This window comes from Paenibacillus sp. GCM10023250, from assembly GCF_042653205.1.
Lineage (GTDB): Bacteria > Bacillota > Bacilli > Paenibacillales > Paenibacillaceae > Paenibacillus_Z.
Window position 1 is genome coordinate 99,570 of sequence record NZ_JBHSHY010000003.1, and the last position, 23,236, is coordinate 122,805.

Annotated in this window: 14 protein-coding genes; 1 reads left to right on the forward strand and 13 read right to left on the reverse strand. The window is 57.3% G+C overall.

Annotated elements, in window-relative coordinates; all coding sequences use genetic code 11:
- Positions 1-221: 221 nt before the first annotated feature.
- The 8 genes from ACFPB1_RS05030 to ACFPB1_RS05065 form a co-directional block, all read right to left on the reverse strand.
- Entirely contained in the window at positions 222-1,241 is a 1,020-nt protein-coding gene (locus tag ACFPB1_RS05030; RefSeq protein WP_379222559.1) for a Ger(x)C family spore germination C-terminal domain-containing protein, read from the reverse strand.
- A 71-nt stretch (positions 1,242-1,312) separates the two neighbouring features.
- On the reverse strand, positions 1,313-2,434 hold the full coding sequence (locus ACFPB1_RS05035) for a GerAB/ArcD/ProY family transporter (protein WP_379222561.1): 1,122 nt from the start codon (positions 2,432-2,434) through the stop codon (positions 1,313-1,315).
- 4 nt (positions 2,435-2,438) lie between these two features.
- On the reverse strand, positions 2,439-3,863 hold the full coding sequence (locus tag ACFPB1_RS05040; protein ID WP_379222563.1) for a spore germination protein: 1,425 nt from the start codon (positions 3,861-3,863) through the stop codon (positions 2,439-2,441).
- A gap of 101 nt (positions 3,864-3,964) precedes the next feature.
- Positions 3,965-4,795, reverse strand: a complete 831-nt coding sequence (locus ACFPB1_RS05045; protein WP_379222565.1) for an ABC transporter ATP-binding protein — start codon at positions 4,793-4,795, stop codon at positions 3,965-3,967.
- Positions 4,795-5,718, reverse strand: a complete 924-nt coding sequence (locus ACFPB1_RS05050) for an ABC transporter permease (RefSeq protein ID WP_379222567.1) — start codon at positions 5,716-5,718, stop codon at positions 4,795-4,797. Before ACFPB1_RS05050 ends, ACFPB1_RS05045 begins: the two co-directional genes overlap by 1 nt.
- A gap of 69 nt (positions 5,719-5,787) precedes the next feature.
- Positions 5,788-6,804: an ABC transporter substrate-binding protein gene (locus tag ACFPB1_RS05055; protein ID WP_379222569.1), complete on the reverse strand. Its 1,017-nt coding sequence runs from the start codon at positions 6,802-6,804 to the stop codon at positions 5,788-5,790.
- A gap of 243 nt (positions 6,805-7,047) precedes the next feature.
- Positions 7,048-11,343 carry a S8 family serine peptidase gene (locus ACFPB1_RS05060; protein WP_379222572.1) on the reverse strand — a complete coding sequence of 1,432 codons (4,296 nt, stop codon included), beginning with the start codon at positions 11,341-11,343 and terminating at the stop codon, positions 7,048-7,050.
- 24 nt (positions 11,344-11,367) lie between these two features.
- Positions 11,368-14,595 carry a S8 family serine peptidase gene (locus ACFPB1_RS05065; protein WP_379222574.1) on the reverse strand — a complete coding sequence of 1,076 codons (3,228 nt, stop codon included), beginning with the start codon at positions 14,593-14,595 and terminating at the stop codon, positions 11,368-11,370.
- A 348-nt stretch (positions 14,596-14,943) separates the two neighbouring features.
- On the opposite strand from ACFPB1_RS05065, the gene ACFPB1_RS05070 reads away from it, so the two are divergent.
- Complete coding sequence (locus ACFPB1_RS05070) at positions 14,944-17,700, forward strand: BTAD domain-containing putative transcriptional regulator (RefSeq protein ID WP_379222576.1); 2,757 nt, start codon at positions 14,944-14,946, stop codon at positions 17,698-17,700.
- 129 nt (positions 17,701-17,829) lie between these two features.
- On the opposite strand, the gene ACFPB1_RS05075 is transcribed toward ACFPB1_RS05070, so the two are convergent.
- From ACFPB1_RS05075 to ACFPB1_RS05095, 5 genes are all read right to left on the reverse strand, one after another.
- The gene (locus ACFPB1_RS05075) at positions 17,830-18,741 is read right to left on the reverse strand and encodes a sugar phosphate isomerase/epimerase family protein (protein ID WP_379222579.1); all 912 of its coding nucleotides are present in this window, start codon (positions 18,739-18,741) and stop codon (positions 17,830-17,832) included.
- Between the two features lie 18 nt (positions 18,742-18,759).
- Positions 18,760-19,512: a Cof-type HAD-IIB family hydrolase gene (locus ACFPB1_RS05080; protein ID WP_379222582.1), complete on the reverse strand. Its 753-nt coding sequence runs from the start codon at positions 19,510-19,512 to the stop codon at positions 18,760-18,762.
- A 62-nt stretch (positions 19,513-19,574) separates the two neighbouring features.
- On the reverse strand, positions 19,575-21,182 hold the full coding sequence (locus tag ACFPB1_RS05085) for a hypothetical protein (protein ID WP_379222584.1): 1,608 nt from the start codon (positions 21,180-21,182) through the stop codon (positions 19,575-19,577).
- An 85-nt stretch (positions 21,183-21,267) separates the two neighbouring features.
- Positions 21,268-22,143: a carbohydrate ABC transporter permease gene (locus ACFPB1_RS05090; protein WP_379222586.1), complete on the reverse strand. Its 876-nt coding sequence runs from the start codon at positions 22,141-22,143 to the stop codon at positions 21,268-21,270.
- A gap of 60 nt (positions 22,144-22,203) precedes the next feature.
- A complete protein-coding gene (locus ACFPB1_RS05095) occupies positions 22,204-23,166 on the reverse strand; it encodes an ABC transporter permease (protein ID WP_379222588.1) in 963 nt (320 codons plus the stop codon).
- Positions 23,167-23,236 lie beyond the last annotated feature (70 nt).

The window sequence follows — 23,236 nt, forward strand, 5'->3', positions numbered from 1 at the left end:
AGAGCCGTCACTCTCCCTCTCCGTTAAAGAATGGCTGTTCTTCAATTAGTATTCACTATTTCAGCTCGATATGTCAACTAGATAAATTCGCCGTAAAGGATGAGGCTCCAAGAATTAAAAACACTGTCTACGTTATTGCAGCTCCATTCTCCTGATTTTACAACCAGCATTGAAAGCCCAAGACTCAGTGACAAGCCAGGCTCATTGAACAAGATTTTAATTTACCGCTTCACCTTCGTCGGCGACTCCAAATGTAGCCGCACGTTTACATTAATCTTCATAGTAGACCAATGCCGATCCCATGTCTCTCTGGTTATTGGTTTGGAGAACGGTCTAGCATTCATTCTCCCGATTTGAAGGGGGTCAATCTGCAATTTTTGCATTTGGGATAGCAAGCGGATGACATTCTCCTTCAAGTACCGTTCGATTTTTTGTGTGAGAGCGGCATATTGGAAGACATCCTCGATTCTTTCGAGCGAATCTAATTCATCAACTCTTCCCTTCAAATCAATGTCGATGAGCAGGGATGATAAATCCGGAGATAGTTTCTTACGGGTATGCGCGCGTATGTGCCCTAGTGTAACCGAGAGGTCAGGAAGGACTAAATATCGTACGAATCTGTCCCTATACAACAATTGATTGATTTGATCGTCCTTTCCACGTATTTCCGCAACCATTCTGTCCCGGTCGAAAAATGCTGTGCCTTCGTACTGGAACTCTTCACCTTTCGCGCGAAATACGGGCAGCCGGGGGTCGGAAACCTGAGAGTACAGCATTTTCATAAACTGGTGCAAGTTGACGACAGTAATTTCGCCTTGTTTTTTCTTTTCGTAATGTTTGAACATGCGATAAAGATAATAATCAATATTGTCTGCTTCATCCAAGTGTTTGGAGAGGAATTCATGAAAGTTGCCTCGTGTAATAACTAAGTACAACCGTTGTGAAATGTTTGGATCGGTTAGGACGGTATTGATAAGACGGGTCAGCCCCCGTTTCGCATAAGCTTCATCCACAAACAGCAAGCGGATTTGACCGGCCTTCAGTTCGTTATAATAGGTCAAATTAAACCCCTTAATTCCTTCGTTCAATAGCGAGACATTAAGGGTAAGGACTCGCTTCTTCTCTTTGATTAAAGGAGGGACGATCGTACTGATTCTTATCTTTCCGTCTTCTTCCTCCCCACCCTGTACGGACCAAAAAATGATTGGCGTGATTTCTTCGATTATATTGTTCTCTGGCAAGGGGACGCATCCGCATGTGAATATCAACAAAGAAGACGATAACAGCACAAGCGTTGCTCGCAGGAACCCTTTCATGGCGTTGTCCTAGCTTTGCGCTTGATCGCAATCCAGACGAGAAGAGGCACTAACAAGTAAGAAGCGGATCCTGCCCACATTTGCAGATCGAGCCAAAAGGCCTGTTCGAGCCCTGGCTCCCAAAACCATTCACTGATCGGAAGTGTGCAGGCCATAGCCGCGCATCCGCTGACGATCAGCCCTATACGTGTAGTGCCTGTCTTCATCTTGCCTAACAAGCGGGAAACGCCGTAGACCATAAGCACTAACAAGGCGAGCAAATAAGTGATGTTGAACATATATGCCGAGATCAGGATAATGTCAATCCTTTCAAATATAGGAGATTGCAGGTAGCGCCCCATCTCCACGCTCGGGTATTTGATAATCGGCAAGTAATTGAAGCCGTAGAAGAGCAAGGATGCAATGGATATAAAGAGATACTCCGCGACCGAGATGGCGTTCGCGATCGTCAAATAATTTAGCATCTTGCGTTGTGGATTCAGCCAGTATGAAATAGCAATCAAATATTCAGGTCCGGATAACGACGAAAATACGAGCAGTACGGATTTCCATGCAAACCGCTCTGGGCCAACCGGAATGAGAGGATATAGATCGTGAATCGAACTTGATTGCACCAAATAAAACGGCATACACGAAAAGAGGATCCAGGTCGTTCCAATGAACACGATCGTTACGAACCGTACCATATTTTCCATTCCAAACAGCGCCAAATAGCAGCTAAGGATAAAAGGAAACACAATGTGCCATTCTCGGTCCATAGAGGGAAAAACATATCGCTGCATGATATCGGCATAACTAACTGAAATGAAAGCGATCTTGAGCAAAAGGAACGGCATGCTTACCAAAGCTAAAATTTTGATACCTGTTTTTCCGAATACTTTTTCAAAGCCATGGTACCCTTGGGCAGAGTAGGGGGTTGCGAACCACTTAGACATCATATATAGGCAAAATTGGGAGACCATTCCCATTGCTACAATCGCCAACAACATATACGGTTGAACGAGGGCTGAGGGCATGACAATCATGTAACTCAACAGTTGAATCCTATTGGCGAGGAAGAGCGCATATAAACCGCTTTCTTGATGCGAGGTTTTTCGAAACAGGGATCTAGCTTGCATGGGTTCATTTACTCCTTCGGCTAATACGATACTTGTTCAAAGGACGCAATGCTTCCGGACGAATGCGCATAGCATGTAACGGCCCTCGGACGAAGAGATCGACCCAATCCCTCCAATAAAACGGAGATACCGGCGCCAAATAGGGCTGGTTCAAGGATGTAAGCCCGTTCAGATGGGCCAACATGCCGACGAGTCCAAGCATGATACCGGGAACGCCCAAATAGGACGCGAGAATCAAGAACATGAATTGAAGCAGTAAACTGGATTTGGTGACCAGATAGTTTGGAACGAGAAAAGTAGAAATCGTCGAAATGCCCGCCAATACGATTAGCACTTTGCTTGCGAATCCGGCTTCTACCGCAGCTTGTCCAATAACGATCCCTCCAATTATCCCCAAGGTTTGGCTCGTCTTGGTCGGCATTCTTAGGCTGGCTTCCTTAATAATTTCTAGCGTAATAAGAATAATAAACGCTTCCCAGAAGGGGGACAGCGGCAGTTTGCTGCGAGACTCGATGATTACATATAAAATTTGTAAGGGAAGCATTTGATAATGATGAGTCGTCAATGCCACGTAAAGTGGAATTAGAGTAATGGAGAGAAGGAAACTGAGATAGCGTAACAGCCTCAAAAAGCTAGCTACCAACCAGCGGTTTATATAATCCTCCGGCGACTGAAACAAGTGAAACAGCGTAATCGGAGCGATTAAGGCAAATGGAGTGTTATTGACTAGAATGACCAATTTTCCTATGCCTAGTGAATACGCACAGGAATCCGGCCGATCGGTTTGGAGATATTGTGGAAAAATACTGTGATAATGGTCTTCCATAAACGCTGCAACATGTGAAGAATCCAAGAACGTATCGAAGTTGATGCTGGAAAGCTTATTTTTCGCGACCGCTACAAATTCTGGATTGATTAGCCCGTCGATGTACATAAGGACTACGGCTGTTTGGGTTAAAGAGCCAACGGAGTACCTCTCCGCTTTGAGCGCTATTAAAGGAAGCCTTCTTCGAATCAGCAAGAGGTTTTGCTCTAGCTGCTCGCTGAAGCTGTCTTTCGGGCCGAACATGATTGTTTCCGTCTCCGAGGTTTGGATGGACCGGCTGAGCGAATTGGGGAGCATAACAGCGTACCATCGCCCTCTGGATGAATCGTGAACTAACACTGACCCCTTCAAGAGATACTGGAATGCTTGCTCTAAATCGGATAAACGTGTAATTTTGGCGGCGGTCATGCTTTTTTCCACCGAACTTTGGAATGATCGAACGAGAGGCACAAGAATCGATTCGTTGAGACGCTCCTTATCGATTAAGGTTTCAAGATAAATATATGTCAAACGAAGTCCGTCAGCTGTCTCTCGATCAATTATTTCCGCGTCCTCAATCAGGGCGAGGCGCTGCTTAAAAGCTTCTAATGAAATTGCTGTCATCGTTCACCCCGGAATCAGCGTACGCTGAGATCATTTTTTATTATGGCTCTCACTATCGCGATTTAAACCAACGATTGGAAATTTTCGCATCAAACCATGTTCTAAATCTCGTTTTTTATGGGCAAAAAAGCCGGAGCAGGTGTCAGGACGATCCGGTCGTCCGACAACGGGCTGCCGCTGATCCGCCCGAATTCGTCGAGCAGCTGCGAGACGGTTAGCCCTCCCTTGCGCGACTCCGGAATATCCAGGATGATCCGTCCCTTGTCCATCATGATCAAGCGATTGCCCAAGCGAATCGCCTGCTCCATGTTATGCGTGACCATCAGCGTCGTCAGCTTCGACTCGCGGACGATCGCTTCCGTCAGCGCCGTAATGAGCGCCGCGCGCGCCGGATCCAGCGCTGCCGTATGCTCGTCCAGCAGCAGAATCCGCGGCTGCGTGAACGTCGCCATCAGCAGGCTGAGCGCCTGCCGTTCGCCGCCGGACAACAGGCCCGCCTTGGCGCCGAGCCGATCCTCCAGCCCGATGCCGAGGCGGCTCAGCTGCTCGCGGAACAGCCTGCGGCGGGATGCGTTCACGCCCCAGCCAAGTCCGCGCTTCTGGCCGCGCTTGTACGCCATCGCCAAATTCTCCTCGATCGACATCGTCGGGGCCGTGCCCGCCATCGGATCCTGGAACACGCGTCCGATCCATCGGCTGCGCGCATGCTCGGGCAGCTGATGAATCGTTTTGCCGCCGATGCGGACCTCGCCGATATCCGGCTTCATGACGCCGGAGATAATGTTCATCAGCGTCGATTTGCCCGCGCCGTTGCTGCCGATGACCGTCACGAAATCGCCGGGGTTCAGCTTCAGCCGAACGTTCACGAGCGCGATCTTCTCGTCCGGCGTCGCCGGGTTGAACAGCTTCGATACTCCGTCGATTTCCAGCATTACGCGTGCCCTCCCTGATCGCCTGCCCCGCCGAGCAGCTCCTCGGTTCGCCTGCGGGCCAACGTCTTCTGTCTCATGGACCGCCTCGCGGTCGGAATGACCAAGGCCGCAATGACGATGAGCGCCGTCATGATCTTCAGATCGGACGCGTCCAGCTGATCGATCCGGAGCGCCAGCGCATAGATGATGCGATACGCGACAGAGCCCAGCACAACCGCCAGGGTCGCTTGGAACACCGTGCGGAACCCGAATATCGCTTCGCCGATAATGACGGAAGCGAGACCCAGCACGATCGTGCCGACTCCGCTCGCGATATCCGCGAAGCCGCCTTGCTGCGCGACGAGCGCCCCGGATAAAGCCACAAGCCCGTTGGAGAGGCTGACGCCGAGTATTTTGGCCGCATCGGTATCGGTGCCCAGGCTGCGAATCATGCGGGCGTTGTCGCCGGTCGCGCGCAGCGAGAGCCCCAGGTCCGTGTGGAGGAAGGCGTCCAGCAGCAGCTTGGCGATCAGCACAACAGCCATCAAGACAGGGATGAACACGGCGCGGTTATCCGAGATCGCAGAGAACAATGTATCCACGCGCAGGAGCGAGATATTCGGCCTCCCCATCAGGCGCAGATTAATCGAATACAGCGCGATCATCATCAGAATGCCGGCCAGCAGCCCGTTGATCTTGCCCTTCGTATGCAGCAAGCCCGTACAGGCGCCCGCAGCCAAGCCGCAGAGCAGCGCGCACAGCGTCGCGATCACCGGGCTGTACCCGTGCGTGATCATGATCGCGGCCACCGCGCCTCCCGTCGTATAGCTGCCGTCGACGGTCAAATCGGGAAAATCCAGTATACGGAACGTGATATAGACGCCGAGCGCCATCAAGGCATACAGCAGCCCCAGCTCTACCGCTCCCGTCAATGCAGTCAGCACCTGCCTTAGCCTCCTCATAGCAACGGGGCGAGCGCCTGTACCCGCTCGCCCCGATCCGTGTACTTGCCGTTACTCGATGATGTTGGCCGATGGATCCTTCACTTCGTTCTTCATCTCGTCCGTGACCGTGATGCCCTGCGCCTGCGCGGCCTTCAGATTGAGAATCAGATCCAGCTTGTCCGGGATGGTGACTTTCATATCCGCCGGTTTCTTGCCGTTCTTGAGGATATCGACCGCCATTTGGCCGACTTGATAGCCGTGGTCGTAATATTTGAAGCCGACGGTTGCAAAGGCGCCGGCTTCCACCGTATCCCGGTCGCTCGAGAAGAACGGGATGTGGTTGTCGTTCGCCACTTTAATGATGGCATCCACGCTGCTGACAACCGTGTTATCCAGCGCGATGTACAGCGCGTCCGCCCGTCCGACCAGCGACTGCGCCGCCTGGCTGACTTCGGAGGTTCCCGTCACGGGCGCTTTGAGCAGCTTGATCCCGTGCGCCGCAAGCGCCTTCTCCGCATAGTCCGCCATGATCACCGCGTTCGATTCGCCTTCGTTGATGACCATGCCGACGGTCTTGACGTCCGTGAACTGGCTCGCGATAAAATCCATCAATTGCGTGATGGCCGCCGGATTCGTATCGGAAGCGCCGGAGACGTTGCCGCCCGGCTTGTCCAGATTGCTGACGATCTTATCCTTCAGCGGATCCGTGACGGCCGCGAACAGAACCGGCTTTTCTTTCTCTTGCTGCACGAGGGCGAGCGCGGACGGGGTAGCAATGCCGAGCACGAGATCATAATCCTCGGATGCGATTTTTTGGGCTATCGAGAGGTTGTTGGCGGCATCGGCCTGCGCGTTGTTCATATCTACCTTGAGGTTATCGCCTTCTGTGATGCCCGCATCCTCCAGCGCCGCCAGGAAGCCTTCGCGCGTCGCGTCGAGCGACGGATGCTCCACGTACTGCGAGATCGCGATGGAATAGCTTGCGGCGTTGGAACCGGAAGCACCATCATTCTTGCTCCCGCAGCCGGTCACCGCCGCCAGCGCCGCCCCGGATAAGAGCAGAAGAGCCAGCATCTTCTTCTTCATTCCGTTACCCCCTTCAAGTTCACTCATTACCACGCTAACGCACTTCCGCTTGACTTGGCTATAGGCCGCGAGGACACAATTTCTCCCTCATGACCGCAAGCCTGGTCGTGACGACGCACGCCATAAACCCCGGACTCCGACAAGGTCCGAGCGAAATAAGCAGCACTCGACAAAAAAGAACCGCCCTCAAACGAATGTTCGAGGACGGTCCTGCCGTGCCGATGGGAGGTACCCTCCCTTGCGTTATCTCAATCCCGCGGCCGTCAGCAACTGATAAAGCACTTTGGCCGCGGCCTCCCGGGATGTAGGCTGCGCAGGATTGAAGAAGAAGCGGCCCTTCTCCTCGACCCCCTGCATCAATCCGGCCTCGCTCACGGTCTGAATGCTGTCCGCCGCGTACGAGCTGAATGCCGAGGCGTCGGCATACGGCTTGTGGCCCGCGCCTCCGGTAATCTTGACGTCCAGCAGCTTGATGGCTCTTGCCAGCATGACCGTCAGGTCCTGCCGGGTAATCGTGTCGTTAGGTTTGAAGCTTCCGCCGTAGCCGCTGATCAGCCCCGCCTCGTAGGCGGCGTTCACATCCTTGGCGTACCATTCGGTTCCCCGAATATCCGTGAACGCGTTGCCGGACGTGTCTCTGCCCAGGCCGATCGCCGTTGCGAGCATCGATGCGAACTGCGCGCGGGTCACCGGACTCTTCGGCGAGAACGTATCGGCCGCGGTGCCGTTCAGGATGAACGTATCGGCCAGCTGCCCGATATACGTCTTCGCCCATGATGAGGCTACGTCCTGGAAGGCAACGTGTCTGGCCGCAATGCCGTACGTGGAGAAGCCCGGACGGCTGATCGTCGCTACCGTCGATCCGTCCGCCAGCTGCTTGAAGCTTACCGGAACGGGATACACCTTGCCTCCCTCTCTGTAAAGCGCGCCCGCGTTACGGACATCGATCTCCTTGCCCAAGACGAAAGCTCTTCGGATGGCCTGGTCAGGCGCCAGCTTCAGCTCGGAGGACGCGCCGCCCGCGACGACCGCCGCTTCGAACGTATACGGGGTTCCGAGCAGGGCCGTGCCCGCGTACCCGGATGTCAATTCGGCTCCAGCGCCTGCTGCCGGCGCGATGGACACCGACAACCCGGCATCTGCCGCCACCCCGTCCAGCCCGGAGATCGACAGCGCGACGCTCGCCTCATTCCACGTGAAGGCTACGGCGCTGTTACCCGGAGCGGTCTGCAGCAGCTTCACTTGATCCGCGGACAGACTCAGGACGCCCTTGCCCTGTCCTTGATCGGAGGCAACGACGCTGATCATCGTCGCGTTCGCTGCGGCCGCAAGCGTCTGCCGAAGCTCGGCGCTGTCGATCGTGACCGTCGTCCGATCGCCGTCCCGAGCCGCTTTGCCGGCGAGTGGCACAATCGCTTGTCCAGGCTTCGCGACGGCACTCACCGTCGCGTTCGGCTGCCCGGCGACCGGAGCCGCGACGCCCCCTCCTCCGCCGCTGCCATAAACAGGCGGCGCTGGCGGCGGCCCTGGCGGCGGCGCTGGCGGCAGGCCGGGCTCCGTGCTTCCCGCCTCATCCTCTCCAAGCATGTAGAACGTCAACTTCGTCATTTCCACATTCTTGATCTCGAATCGTTCGTCATACTCTACCGCATAGACGTTAATCTTGTATTGACCGGGCGGCAGATGCTTGACGACGGTACTCCCGAAATAGTCGACTGTGCCGTCCACGTAGCTTCCGTCGAGATTCTCGAACAGCAGCTTGCCCGCGGGGATCGCGGCCAGCGTCTGGTTGACCGTATCCAGATCGTAGAGATCGGCGGCGCGGCCGATGTACTGCTCGTTCAAGTTGTTGTACTCGAGGATCATCATGTTGGTCTTGTCGTTATTCAGCGTGACCGTCATATCGGCCGGCGCGTCCGGCGATATGCGCTTGTTGGACAAGGCGCCATTAATCAAGCCGAAATCGTTGTCTTCCGCATCGGTGCCGACATGAACGACGAACGGCAGATGCAGGCTCGGATGTCCCGTGCTCTCCAGCACGACTTCTCCTTCGTATACGCCGTGCGCCGCGTTGTCCGCCGCTTGAACCGACAGCGTGAACGGCACGCTCGAGCCGGCGTCGGCGGTAAGGCTGGCGTCTGCTGACAATCCGCCAAGCTCGACGTTGATGTTCCGCACGTCTGGCGTGGCGATCGGGTCCGACGGATCGGAGGTCACGCTCGGATGCATGACCGCGCGAACGGCGTAGGTTACGCTGCCGCCGGACAGATTTTTGACCCGCAGCGGTTTGGTCAGCGGCTCGGCACCCGGCTCAATCGCGCCGAAGCTGAGGCTGCTTGCCTCGCTCTCAATATCGTCTGCGTTCATCTTCGTATCGTAGACCGTCACCGCGTCCATGGCTTCCACCACGGCCGGCGTCGTCAGCGCGCGCGAGACGTCCGCTCGTCCCGAGCCTTGCGAATACACATCGTACTGCGTGCCGCTCTCGTCGTGAATCACGTCGGCGGTATTGGCCAGCGCCGCGCGGATGTCCCGCGGCGTCCAGTCGGCATGCGCCTCCGTCAGGAGAGCCGCCAAGCCCGCGATGTGCGGGGACGCCATGCTCGTGCCGCTCGACCGGTGGTACGCCTGCGCGTAATTCGGCTCGTCTTCGAAATAATAATCGGGATTGCCGTATAAGGCCGCGTATTCCGGAATGCTCGACAGAATATTGACCCCCGGCGCGCTAATATCCGGCTTAATGCCGTAATTGCCGTCCGAATTCGGGCCACGCGAGCTGAAGCCCGCGATCGTGTCTCCGGCTTTTTGAATCGTCGCGAAGTTCTCGCCGAACTTGATTTGGAGCTGCTGATCCGGATGGGCCAGCACCTCTCTGGCCAATGCCCGCCCTTGGGCCCCGGCCATATCGAAGGTCGGGATGAAGGCGTAGTCGTCTGCCATGTAGGCCATCTCGCCGATCGGCCCGTCGCGGCCCGGAATGTTCGGGGACAGATCGGCTTCCGGTCCTTCGTTGACCGAGTTCCCGTTGAACAGGATCAGCGCCTTGGCCCCTTTTTCTTTGGCGAGCTCGATTTTCTCGACGAACGTCTTATTGCCTCGGGAGGCAATCACGATTTTGCCCGTCACGTCGCCTGCATTGTCATAGTCCCCGTAGTCGCCCAGCCCGACATAGACGGCATCCAGCGGCTCGCTCCCCAGCAGGGCGGCAAAATCGCGTTCGCCGTAGTTCCACGCGATAAGGTCGGAATACACCGTGTCCGTCACCGCATGAGCTTCGCCGCTCGACGGATCCGTCAGCTGCGCCGTGAAGTCCGCACTGACGTGGGTGCTCGTGCTCGTCGCCGCGGCCACGGATATCGCCAGCTGCGCGCTGGCCGGCGAGCCTAAGGAATAATAGTATTTCCCCTCCTGGCCGGCGTTTCCGTTGGCGATGACGACCGTTACGCCGGCAAGCACGGCATTGTTGACGGCGATGGAATCCGGAGCATCCGGCCCCTTCTCCAGGTCGGAGCCAAGCGACATGTTGATGACGTCCATGCCGTCCTCTACCGCATGCTCGATGCCGTCGATGATGTTCGCCGACGTTCCGGAGGTTTGATAGATGCCCTTCTTCTCGTTATACGTCTTGCCCAGCACCTTATAGGCGTACAGATCCGCCTCGTAGGCAACGCCCTTTTGCACGATTTCGGAGTCGGGATTCTGTCCGCGCCCGACGATCGTACCGGCCACGTGGGTGCCGTGCATCGTGCCTTCGTAACCGAATATCTCGGGCGGCTCCTCGTACGGATCGTCGTCCTGGTAGAAGGCATCGTAACCGCCCTTGTACGCCCCTATCAAATCGGGATGCAGGTAATCCACCCCGGTATCCAGCACGCCGACCTTCACGCCTTTGCCCGTAAAGCCGCCGGTCCAGGCGAGATCCGCCCCGATCTGCTTCAGCGGATCGATCTCGTAGTTCAAGCCGCTGCCGTCTCCGGACGCTTGCGGATCGATGAGCGGGATCGGGTAATAATCGATGCTTTTGCTGATCGATTTCACCCCGGAGACGAGCGCCAGCTTTGGAATCTCGCTCGCCTTTACGGAAACTTCCATGCCGTTCAACACGGTATCATATTGAACATTTACTTTCATGGCAATGCCTTGCGAGCCGGCCTCGCGCTTGAAGGCCTGCTGTTCCGTCTGCACGGCGCGTTCCGCCGATTCGGCGGAGAACGGACGGCGGGCAAGACCGGCGGCATAGCGGGCCTCGGAGACGGCTTGTCCCTTCAGCTGCACGATCACCTTGACGGTATCGTTCGAGGCCACGTCGATCGCCTTGTCGATAATCGCTGTATCCGATTCCGGCGAGGATCCGTCTTCGGAAGACGACGAACCGAACGCCACGGCGGATGGGGAAGCGGCGAGCACGGAAATGGCGGGATCAAGCAGCGCGGCAAGCTTCGCATCTGCGCCGTCGGCCTGGGCGGATCCGCCGAAAGGCGCGGCCGTCAGAGCGAGCGCAAGCAGCGCGGCGGTTGGTTTTATTAATGAATGAGCCAATGTCGGGTCCTCCCTTTCTACGAATTAATGAAGAATCGATACCGCGTCGACCGACAGGTACGACCCGCTCGAGGCGGCGTTCTTCGTGCCGGCCGAGACGATTTTGAGCGTATGCTTGCCTTCGGTCAGCCGCTCCGATTCGAACACCTTCGCCCGGAACCTCGGCTCCGCGCTGTACAGGTCGATCGGCTGCGGCGTAGCCAGCTCCCCGTCGATGTAGATATTCGCTTGGCCGCGGTTAGGTCCGGTGAACGCGAGCAGGGCGGCCTTGCTTCCGGTAAATTTGAACTCGGCGCTCGCGTCCGGCATGTTCGTGGTTTTGGCCGTGCCGCCGAAGTGCTTCGAGCTGAAATTGGTCGTCCAATGGCCGTCGTAGACGGTGGAGACATCCGAATCCTGAACGAGATGGTCCACGCTGATCGCATCGACGTTGATATACGTCGAGCTTGTCTTCTTGCTTCTCGTATCCCGTCTTCCCGTCCACTTGATCGTCAGGCTGTGCGGGCCGTACGGCACGAGCTGTTCGAACACCATTTTCCGATTCACAGCTGACGCGGCGAACAAGGTAGGCGAGGCGACCTTTACGCCGTCGATATAGACGTCGGCGATGCCTTGCTGGTCGTTCTTGGACGCCATCCAGCCGATATAGCTGCCGACGAAGGCGAATTCGACGCTCCCTTTCGCGTCGATCCGTTTGGCGGATCCGCCGGAATAAGCGGCTCCAGCCACGTTCTCCCATGCGCCCGTGAAGCCCAGCGCGCCGTCGGTCTCCTCGTACGTCCCGCTATTGTTGGCGGAGACGACGCTTAACGTATACGTGCCGGAGCCTTTATGCGCGTACACGTTCAAATAATAAGTACCGCTCTCGGTTACGGCGTACGCGATCGATTCGTTCGAAGTGCCCGTGTTCTCCGAGTACGCGGCGATGCCTTCATTGGACCGGACGGTAACGGCACCCGGCGAATACAGATACAGATCGAAATCCGTCCCCTTATCGCCGGTCAGCGTCATCGTCAGCTTGTCGCCGGCATGAAGGTCGAGCGCGTACACGTCGTTACGGTCGCCCGCTTCGTCCAGCGCGTTCACGACGGTGCCTCCGGCAAAGGGCGTGCCCGGAATGTCGTCGTCCGTCAGCGCCCGGTAGGCATTGATCATGCTTCCGGTCGCAACGCGGCCCATGAGCGAGCTAAGACGCACGCCGCTGTTCATCAGCCGCTGCTTGACTGCAAGCGCGCCGAGCGAAGGCTCCTGGCTCTGCACGAGCGCGGCTGCGCCGGATGCGTTGGCCGCGGCGAAGGACGTTCCGCTCAGGTACGTGTAGACGCTGTGCGGCGGTTCGCCGATGCTTTGGAGATTCACCTTGGCGATCGACGGATCTTTGGACACCACCCAATTGTAGCTGTCCTTGTCCTCATCCAGCGGATATTCCAAGCCCTCGTAGATCGTGCCGGGAACGCCGGATGCGGTCGAATAGAAGTCCTCGTCCACGAAGAGCAAATGCAGGACGTCCTGGACGAAGTCGGAATCCTCGATGCCGTTCAACGAATGGGAGCCGGTCAGAAGCAGATTTTTTCCGGAAGTCAAATATTCCTTCAGCTGCAGCTGGTCGTTGTCCGTGATGTTCTTGAAGTCTCGCGCCACGACGCCCGTGAACCAGATGACGACGTCGTACTGCTTCAGGAAGTCCGCGGACGGCCCGTCGCCGCCGTTCGGAGCGGAAGCGACGATATCGCGGCTTTCGTCGAATCCGGCGTAATCCTCAAGCAGCGCCTTGTACTTGGCAAGCTTGGAGCTGCTTGGAATCGCCAAGTTGGAGCCGTCGTCCTGCACGAGCAAAATGCTGGCGCCGGGATCGTTCTTGGACGCGCCCAAATACTCCATCGCTCTGTCGAACGCGTCCTGGCGGTAATTCCGGTCGGCGTCCTCCTCGTCCAAAATGTTCTCGAACGGAAGACCGTTAAAGATGATCTTGGACGTTCCGTCGTCGATTTGGGCGGAGAGGCCGGGGTTCGTAATCGGTCTCGTCATCCACACCTGAAATCCCGGCGCGGCGATGTCTACCGATTCGAAGCCGATATTCGCGCCTGGCAGCAGTTCGCCCGTGTTCATAATCCCCGTCACCGACAGGATGTTCGGGCTCTCGTAGGCTGCCGGATAAACGGGCATCTCGTCGATGTTGCCCCCGTTGTTGCCCGCCGGAGCGATGAACAGCATGCTCGAGGCGTCGATCGCGTCCTTGAGCGCCTGGCTGTAGCTGTACATGGCGGCGCTGATATTGGCGATTTTGGCGCCGTTCTTCTCCGCGTACCGGATCGCTTCGATCACGTCCAGCACGTTCCCGAAGCCTTGGTCGTTGACGACCTTCAGCGGCATGATCTTCACTTCCGGCGCTACGCCCGCCACGCCGATGTCGTTGTTCGCCTGCGCCGCGATCAGACCGGCTACCTCCGTGCCGTGCGCGTCGCCGTCCGCCTCGTCGAAGAGCTGGTTGTTGTTCCCGAAGAAGTTCCAACCGTGGACGTCGTCCACGTAGCCGTTATGATCGTCGTCCTTGCCGTTCCCGGCGTAATCCTTCGTGTTGGTCCATATACTGCCGGCGAGGTCCGGATGATCGATTTGAACGCCGCTGTCGATGACCGCGACGATCACATCGCTGCTGCCTTTCGTGATATTCCAAGCGTCGGGCACTTGCATGTCGATGCCGGGCGTCCCGAACTCGTCAAGTCCCGAGGGGTCCTGGCCCGTATTGAGCAGCGACCATTGGCGATCGAAGAACGTATCGTTCGCGGCCGGGTCGGACGAGGCCGGAAACAGCTTATAATTGGGCTCCGCGTATGCCACATGAGGATCATGGCTTAGCTCGGCGATCATGGCCTTCACGTCCGAAGGGCTTTCGAGCGTGATCGCTTCCGCGTTCCAGCCGGCGATCGCGGAGCGATGGGTCAATTTGCCCGCATCCAGGACGGAACGGGAAGGCGAAGAGAACCCTTCTTTATACTTCACGATAATGCGGTTGTCGCTATAGGCGGCTTCCCCGCTCGGGGGCGTGAAGGACTTGCCGCCGGGGCTCGTATTCCCTCCGTCTTCTTTGACCTGTACGACCTGCTGCCGAGGCGCGGTTTCCGGGGTCCACGCGCTTTTGCGCGGATTGGCCGTCCCCCCCTGGGCGGCAAATGCCGTGCCGACCGCGCCGGCCACGAGCGATGCGGACGCCGCGATGAGGAGCGACGTTTTCAACCGTTTGTTTCTCAACTTGCGATCCCTCCTGATTAGCGAATGAACACTGCGTTGTCCTGCGGACGATCCGGATGTACGGGATCGCCTGTTTGTGGCACTGCCGGTCTCTTCACCTCCGCCGCGTCAGTATTAATAACATGAGATATAACTTAGCAGGAGGATCTTACTGCGATCTTACTGTCGCGCCGAATCGCTGTAAGATCGGGATCAACGCCAATAGTTGGAAGCATATTCATAAAATTTTGACAATGAACTTCGCAAGAAATGTGATAAAATCATGTCAGCGTCCCTTACATATGAAGATTTGGTCATCCATTCATAGGGACGATGCCGATATTAGTGCAGCATCGAGGTGACAACGGAATGTTCACACAGGACAAAGACAGCAAGAACAACATCCCGGACGGTCCGTTATCTTTCCCGCGTCCCCGCTTGTACGAAATGCTGGATCGCCATCGGCATGTCAAGCTTCTGACGGTCGAGGCCGAGCCCGGATACGGGAAGACGGCGCTTCTGTCCGGATACATAGCGAATCGCGGGTTGCCGGCCCTATGGCATCCGCTTCGCGAGTCCGACCAATGCCCCGGCGTCTTCGCCTCGCGCTTGCAGGCCTCCCTCGAGAGGTTGCGGAAGCCGCCGCCGGCGGACAGTCATCCGCCGAATCCCGCTCGCGGCTTGGAGGAGCTCCTTCACACGCTGGCCGACTGGCAGGACGAGCTGTACATCGTACTGGACAACGCGCAGCTGATCCAGGGCATCCCGGACGTCCTCCCGCCGGTCGAACGCCTGCTGCGGGAATCGCCGCCGGGTATCCGATTCGTATTGATCGGCCAGACGCTGCCCGATTTGCCGTACTCCTCCTTCAAATTAAGGCAAAATTACTATCATATCGATAAGACGGCGCTGGCGTTGGCGCCTGACGAGATCGCGGAGATCTTCCGCCGGACGCTGCCGTCGCCGCTAGCGGACCATGAAGTCGAATATCTTCATCGGGAGACGGAAGGATGGGCCGCCGGTCTGGAGCTGATCCGCGACGCCATTCAACACCAACCGGCGGAGGAACGTCAGCGTATCCTCGTCAAATTACCGGACATTCCGCATTTGTACGCCTACTTGCTCACGGAAGTGCTCCAATCGCTGACGCCCTCGATCCGCTCTTTCCTGCTCCGGACGAGCATCATGAAACGCATGGAACCGGACGTCGTCCGGCACTATCTGGACGTGACGGACGAGGCGCTGCCGGATCCGCTGAACACGCGATTCCCCTTCACCATTCGTTCTTGCGGGCACGGCTACCGGTACCATACGCTGTTCCGTTCCTTCCTGCTGGGATCGTACCGCCGGGAGACGAGCCGCAGCGACATCAATCGCGACCACCTGCGGCTTAGCCGGATCTACGAGAGCAAGCATCTCTTCTTTCCCGCTTTCGCCCATTCCATATTGGGCCGGGATTTCGTGAACGCCGGGCGGCTCATGCGCATCCTGCAGGTCCGATATCAGCCCGAAGAGTTCCTGGAGCTGCTGGAGGGGTGGCTGGAGGAATTTTTCGATCATCATTACATCGAATCGTCCATCTTCCTGTACCGCTGCATTCCCCTTTACATGCTGAACCGGCTCATCGAACGGCTCGAACGGAATTTGGCCGATCTGGAGCAGAGGGGGCAGCGGCTGTGGGCCGCCAAGGTCCGGCAGCAGCTGGCCGGCATCTACAAGCTGATCGGCAATCTGGACCGCGCCCGCCAACTGTCGGAAGAAGCGCTGCATACCTTCGAGCGGCTGCTGGTGCTGCCCATGGTCATGCTTGCGCTCAATTTCCAGGCGGATCTGCTGCTCAATCAGGGGCAGGCGCCGGAGGCCATGTCCCGCGCAAGGCGCTGCCTGTTTTTGGCGGAGTCGGAGAGACAGGCCCACTTCCTCCCGTACGCGTTAAGCGGCATTGCCGACGCGATGATCGAAGTCGGGGCCCCCGAGGCGGCCGACTATCTGGAACAAGCGATGGAGCTGAGCGGGGATAACGACGACGCGCTTAAATTCTTTTTGTACTGCAGCAAGTGCAAGCTGTACAATTGGATCCGCGACATTCCCCGGGCGATCGAATGGGCGCAAAAAACCGTCGCGCTGGCCGACGATTTCGGGTTCGAACGCGATATCGGCATAGCGAACGTGTATTTGGCCCGAGCCTACATGAGCGCGGGACGGCTGCAGGAGGCGTCTTCTTGCCTCGACATCTCCTATCGGATCGTTCGTCCGTACACCTTTATTTTCGCTTACGTCGTCGTCGCGCAATATCGGTTGCTGCTGAGGCAGGAGCGCGCGGACGCGGCCAGAGCGAAGCGGCTCGAGCTCGAATCGATATGCGGGCAATTCGGGTATCCCTTCATCATCGGCCGGTACGGCCAGGAGCCGGAGAAGGCGCCGCCGGCGATCGTCGTAGAGAGAACCCCGACCCTGCTGGAGATCAAGGCGCTCGGCCCGCTAAGCATCACCTACGATTCCAAGCCGGTGCACGTCAAACGGAAGGCCAGCTTGCGGCTGCTGCTTAACCTGATCGTGAACCATCGGATCCGAAGGCCGCAGGAGCTCATCATCGAGGAGCTGTTCCCGGAACAGCTGCCGAGCGCGGCGAAAAACCAGCTGTATGTCGCCCTGTCCGTGCTCCGAAGCGCGTTGGACCCCGAAGCCGATTCGGGCCGGAAATGCCGGTTCGTCAAGAACGACGAAGGCCTGTATTCGCTGAATACGGCGATGGTGGAGTTGGACGTGGCGCAGTTTTGCGAGGTGGACCGGAATTCCGCCGATATCGGCGAGCTGGTCCGGGCGGAACAGCTGTACCGGGGCGATTTGCTGGAGGAGTACCGATACGAATCGTTCATCGATTCGGAACGGGAATGCCTGCGCCTCAAATACCTGCATATGTTGAGCAAGCTCGCGGAGCACTTCGCCGGGCAAGGCGAACATTACCGGAGCATGGAATGCTACGAGAAGCTGTGCGCGAAGGATCCGTACAACCCGAAGAACTATCAAGCCTATGCGGCCATGCTCAAGTCCTTCCGGCTGGACGGCCACGCCCGGAACGTCGAGGAGCAATGGCAGCGGCTCGCCCGGGAATGGACCGAATAAGCCGAACCGGCCGGGCGCAGCCAGTTCAGCCGATCGCTTGGAACACGGCCCGTTTGGCCGGTCAGCATGAGAAAGGCGGTGTCAGGGGTTATCCCCTGCACCGCCTTCGCGTTTCCTTGACCCGGTTTGCTACCCGATCAGCTGCCGGGTTCCCGTGGATTCGAGCTGGAATAACCCGTCCAACTGCTTGCCTGTCGACACCGCGAACGTCAAAGCCGAATCCATCAGCTCCAGCGGCACAGGCCGGAAATAACCATGCGTCTCGTAAGTGAAGTCACCCTGGTAGCCGATCGCGGCCAACCCCGACATGACCTCCTTCCAATCGATCGTTCCTTGGTAAGGAAGCAGATGCGCATCCGTCAATCCATGATTATCCTGGATATGGACGGCCTTCAGCAGCGCGCCGAGGACGCGCAGGGAATCGCCTTGACGCAGGCCTTGCATATGCGCATGCCCCGTATCCCAGCAGGCGCCGAACAGCGGATGGTCCAGACTCGCGACCAGCTCGGCCAGCTCTTCGGCCGCGGCGCAGTAGCTGCGCACCGAACGGCCGCCGCCTCTCGGACGGTCGAACATGTTTTCGAGCGCTACCCCGACGCCCGTCTCTTCCATGACCGGCAGCAGCCGCAGATAGACATTGCGATTAAACGCCAATTGCTTCGCGCTCGGCTCAGCGGCCGCCAGCATCCGGTTGCCCGGATGCAGGACGACCCAGGATGCGCCAAGAATCGCGGCCGTACGCAGGGCCCGCTCCGAATAAGCCGCATACGTATCGAGATCAAGCCCCGGCTGCATGCTGTCGAAGGCTGCGCCGTGGATCGGTCCGTGCATTTGCGCGAAGACGGCGCCATGAAGCTCTGCCGCCTCGCGAATCTCCTGCGCCCAACGTTCCTCCTCCGCCCAGGACATGCCGATCAGGCGCGGCACATAGTCGGTATAGTTGAAATCCAGCGCCTCGAAGCCTGCCGCCTTGCATCTTCGAATCGCCTCTCCGATCGGGTAATCCGTATTGAACATATGAATGGATGTTGAAATTTTCATCTCGCCGACTCACTCCTTCTATTCATTGTCTTGCAGCAAATAGCGGTGAACAATCAAGGCTGCTCCGTCTTCCGCGTTGGTGGGTCCGACCCGCTTGGCTAGACGCTTCAGCTCGTCCTCGGCATTGCCCATGGCAATTCCGAGCCCGGCAGCCTGAATCATCGCCGCGTCATTCATGCCGTCTCCCGCCGCGATGACCTGCTCCATGGGAATGCCGCATTGCCAGGCTAGCTCGGCAACGCCCGACGCTTTGCTCACGTCTCTCGCGTTGATCTCGCATTGATGGGGGTTGGCGCGGCTGACCTCCACTTGATCCCGCCATTCATGCACAATCGTCCGAATGCGCGCCATGACCTCCTGGTCCGGGGACTCGACGGCGAACGAGAACCAGGCCGCTTCTTCCGGCTCAGGGAATGGAAGCCCGGCGTTGCTATAATAACTTCCTTCCCGGGCATGGCCCCAGTGCAATACCCCATGCTCCTCCGCCGCCTTGCGCAGCCGGCGGACCCAGGACGCCTCCAGCTGGCGCTCGCTTAGAAGCCTGCCCGGCGCAAGCCAGTTCTGGGCGCCGTTGGCGCAGACCATTGGCGTGCTCAGTTCAAGTTCCTTCATAACCGGAAGCAGCTGATCCACGGGCCGTCCGGAAGCCAAGATGACGAGGTATCCCCGTTCCGAGGCTTGGTGCAGCGCATCGCGAGTCGCGCGAGACACCTCGCCCCGTTCGTTCAGCAGCGTGCCATCGATATCGAGCGCGATGCAGCGATAGTTCATGTCGTTAGCTCCTTGTTTGTTGGATGCGCAATCGTATCCTGCTTCTTAGGCGCAGGAAGATCCTACTTCGCACCTATAAATTCCTGATATTGCTTCGTCCAAACTTCCGTGAGCAGATCGCCCTCGATCTCCATGTAGTCCTTGACGGCCTTGTCCCAGCCGGACTCGTCGATCGCTCCGATGATATACTGAATTTGCGATTCGGCGATCTTCGTCGCGCCGTCGCCAGTGAGATTCTCGGCCGGCGTCCCCGTCAGCGTGAACGGAATGGCGGCGTCGAAGGGCTCAACAAACTTGTAATCCTTATAGATGTCTCGCATTTTATACTCAATCTTGCCGGCCTTGTCGTAATCCGCCGGGATGTAGGTCGGCCAAATCGCGGGGTCGAAGAAGTCTGCCAGGTTGTAATAGCCGGAATAGCGCTCCGAGGCGTTTTCCAGCAGCGTGAATGTATTTTTGCTCTTATCCACCCATTTCCAGTTCTCGCCTTCGATGCCATTCCAGGTCAGCATGACGTTCTCCGGCGAAGCCAGCGTCCAATCCAAATATTTAATCAGGAAGGCCGCGTTCTTGCTTGTGCTCGGAATGAGAAGCGTGGAGGAATATTTCGGATTACTCCCCCATGCCGGCGTTCCCGTTGCCGGAGCGTCCTCAAACGGCGGCAGCGGATCGTACGACACGTTCGGATTGGTCTCGTTCAGCGTAATTTGATTGCCGACCATGGAATTGAACCAGCCGGAGTAAGCGCCGACCCTGTCAGCCAGCACGAGATCCTTGATCTGGTTGGAATTGATCGTCGCGAAGTCTTTCAGAATATAACCCTTGGCATACCAATTCCGGAAGGTGGTCAGCATCTCCTTATAGCCCGGGGCGCTGACGGCCGGGATGACTTGATCGCCGTTCAGATAACGGGTGGATTCGTGTCCCATGAAGTAAGGCTGGAAGATCTGGATAAGCCCGTTCAGGTTCCAGGAGTGGAGAAGCGGAATTTCGTCTTGTTTGCCGTTCTTGTTCAGATCGGTCTTCTTCACGGCGTCCATGTAAGCTTCGAATTCCGTCATCGTATGCGGCATTTCCATACCCAGCGCATCCAGCCAATCCTTCCGGATCGTCGGCGCGTAGCCGGTCGGGAAAGACTCTTGTCTCGGAATCCCCCAGATGACGCCGTCCTTGTCTTTCATGACCTCCAGCGCGTCCTTCATGTAGGTCTTAATGTTCGGTCCGTATTGGTCGATCAAATCGTTAAGCGGCATGAGAGAGCCTTTATCCTTCAGCGTCGTCCAATTAACCAGCTGTCCTTCGATAAAATCGAACTTCTCGCCCGAGGCTAGCAGCAGATTGATCTTGTCGGGATAGACATCCCGCGGGATGACCTCCGCTTCCAGCTTAATCCCGGATTGCTGCTCGATAATGTCCAGCACTTTCTGATTGTCAGTGCCGTTCTCCCGGTTGCCCAAGCTTCTTCTGATAATTTTGAGCGGTTCGGTCTGCACGGGCTGCTCGGCCTGAGCGGCGTTCGCGATCTGCGGCGCATTCGAGGCATCCGAAGCATTCGGCGTCTGGCTATCTTCGGCTCCACTGCCGCTGCAGCCGCCCAGCACGGCTACGGCCGTCAGGGAAGTCAATCCCAGCGCGATCAGACGAGTCTTCTTTGGCAAATTCCTCTTCATAGGTTTTCTTCCACTCCCAAATCGATTGTAATATTGCCGTCAGCGGGCGATACCGGCCGAGTCCTGGCGTTCTGGCGCGACCCGTTCAGCCCTTGATCGAGCCAACGGTCATTCCTTTGACGAAGTAGCGCTGCAAAAACGGGTACACGCATAAGATCGGCACTGTCGTCACGACGATGGTCGCCATGATGACGGATTGCGCCGGCGGACTGATTTCGACCACGGCATCCGACCGGATCATATCGTTTAAGTTCGCGTTGTGTATGATCTCCCTTAGAAACACTTGTACGGGCCATAAACCGCGGTCATTGATGTAGATCATCGCGTCGAACCACGAATTCCAATGCCCCACCGCGTAGAACAGCGAAATGGTCGCGAGCGCGGCGGCAGACAAGGGAAGCACGATTCGCACGAAGATCACCAGCTCGTTCGCGCCGTCCATCTTGGCCGACTCGATGACGCCTTGGGGAATCTGCATGAAGAAATTCCGCAGAATGAACATGTTCCATGCGCTGATCAGCCCGGGCAGGATGAGCACGGCGAAGTGATTGTACAACCCCAGCGACTTAACCAGCAGGAACAGCGGAATCAGTCCGCCGCCGAACCACATGGTGAAGGCGATGACCATGGTGAACGCGCCCCGCAGCGGATAGTCCCGGTTGGACAGCGCGAAGGCCAGCGCCGCCGTGAACAGCAGGCTGCACAGTGTGCCTGCCACAGTCCGCAGAATCGTGATCATATAGGCATTCACCATGTAAGAGCCCGACGAGAAGACGTACTTATAGCCGGATATATCCCATGCCGACGGCCAGATGGCGAACGGATGAGCCGCCCTGTCCATATCGGTCATCACCGAGCGGCCGAATACGAACAACACCGGGTACAGCATGGCGAGGCACACGAGAATGAGCAATAGCGTGTTGCACGCGTCGAACAGTTTTTCACCTAACGTCTGCTTCAAGACAATCCTCCTGTACACGGAAGCCTTACGGTAATATAGGGGCATCGCCAGCCTCGGCAGCTACCATAAGCCGGCAGAGCCGAGCCGTTTGGCCGCCCGGTTGGCCAGCACGACCAACGCCAGCGCCACTGCCGACTTGAATAAGCCTACCGCGGCCGAATACGCAAACTTCGCTTCTACCAACCCTTGCCGATAGACGTAGGTATCAAAGTTGTCTGCAACGTCGTAGACCGCCGGACTGTATAGATTGAATACTTGCTCGAAATGGCCGTCCAAAATGTTGCCCATGCTGAGAATCAGCATAATCGCCACGATTTCCTTGATGCCCGGCAGCGTGATATAAAACATCTTGTGCCATTTTCGGGCACCATCCATGGCAGCCGCTTCATAGAGCTCCGGATCGATGCTCGTCATGGCTGCCAAATAGATAATCGTTCCCCAGCCGACTTCCTTCCAGATATTCGTCAGCACCAGAATGAGGCGAAAGTATGCCGGATCGCTGGTGAAGGCCACCGGTTCTTTGCCCATCAGCTCCATGAACGCATTGACAGGGCCGCCGGTCGGAGTCAGCAGCTGCAGCACCAGTCCCGCGCATATGACCCAAGACAGGAAGTGCGGCATATAGCTGATGCTTTGTACCGCTTTCTTGAACCATCGCCCCCGTGCTTCGTTAATGAGCAAGGCCAGTATAATCGGAGCGGGGAACGCGAAGACCAGCAGGTACAGGCTGAGCACCAGCGTATTGCGCAGCAGCCGCCAGAAATAGATAGAGTGGAAGAAGAGATTGAAGTGCTTCATTCCCACCCAATCGCTCTGGATAATGCCCTCGAAGCCGCCCATGCCTTTATAATCCTTAAATGCAATGATGATGCCGTACATGGGCACATACTTGAAGATCAGAAAATAAAGCATGCAGGGCAAAGCCAGCGCGTTCAGATACCGGTATTTCCAGATCCATGCCGCTGCCCTCCTCCGGGCCGGGCCGATCGAGCGTTTCCTGCTTGCTGCGGCGATCGTGTTCATGATTAGGATCTTATCCTCCTTTCCGATATTCGTTGTCCGACCTCGTCTATCGTAGCCACCGCTCGGCGCG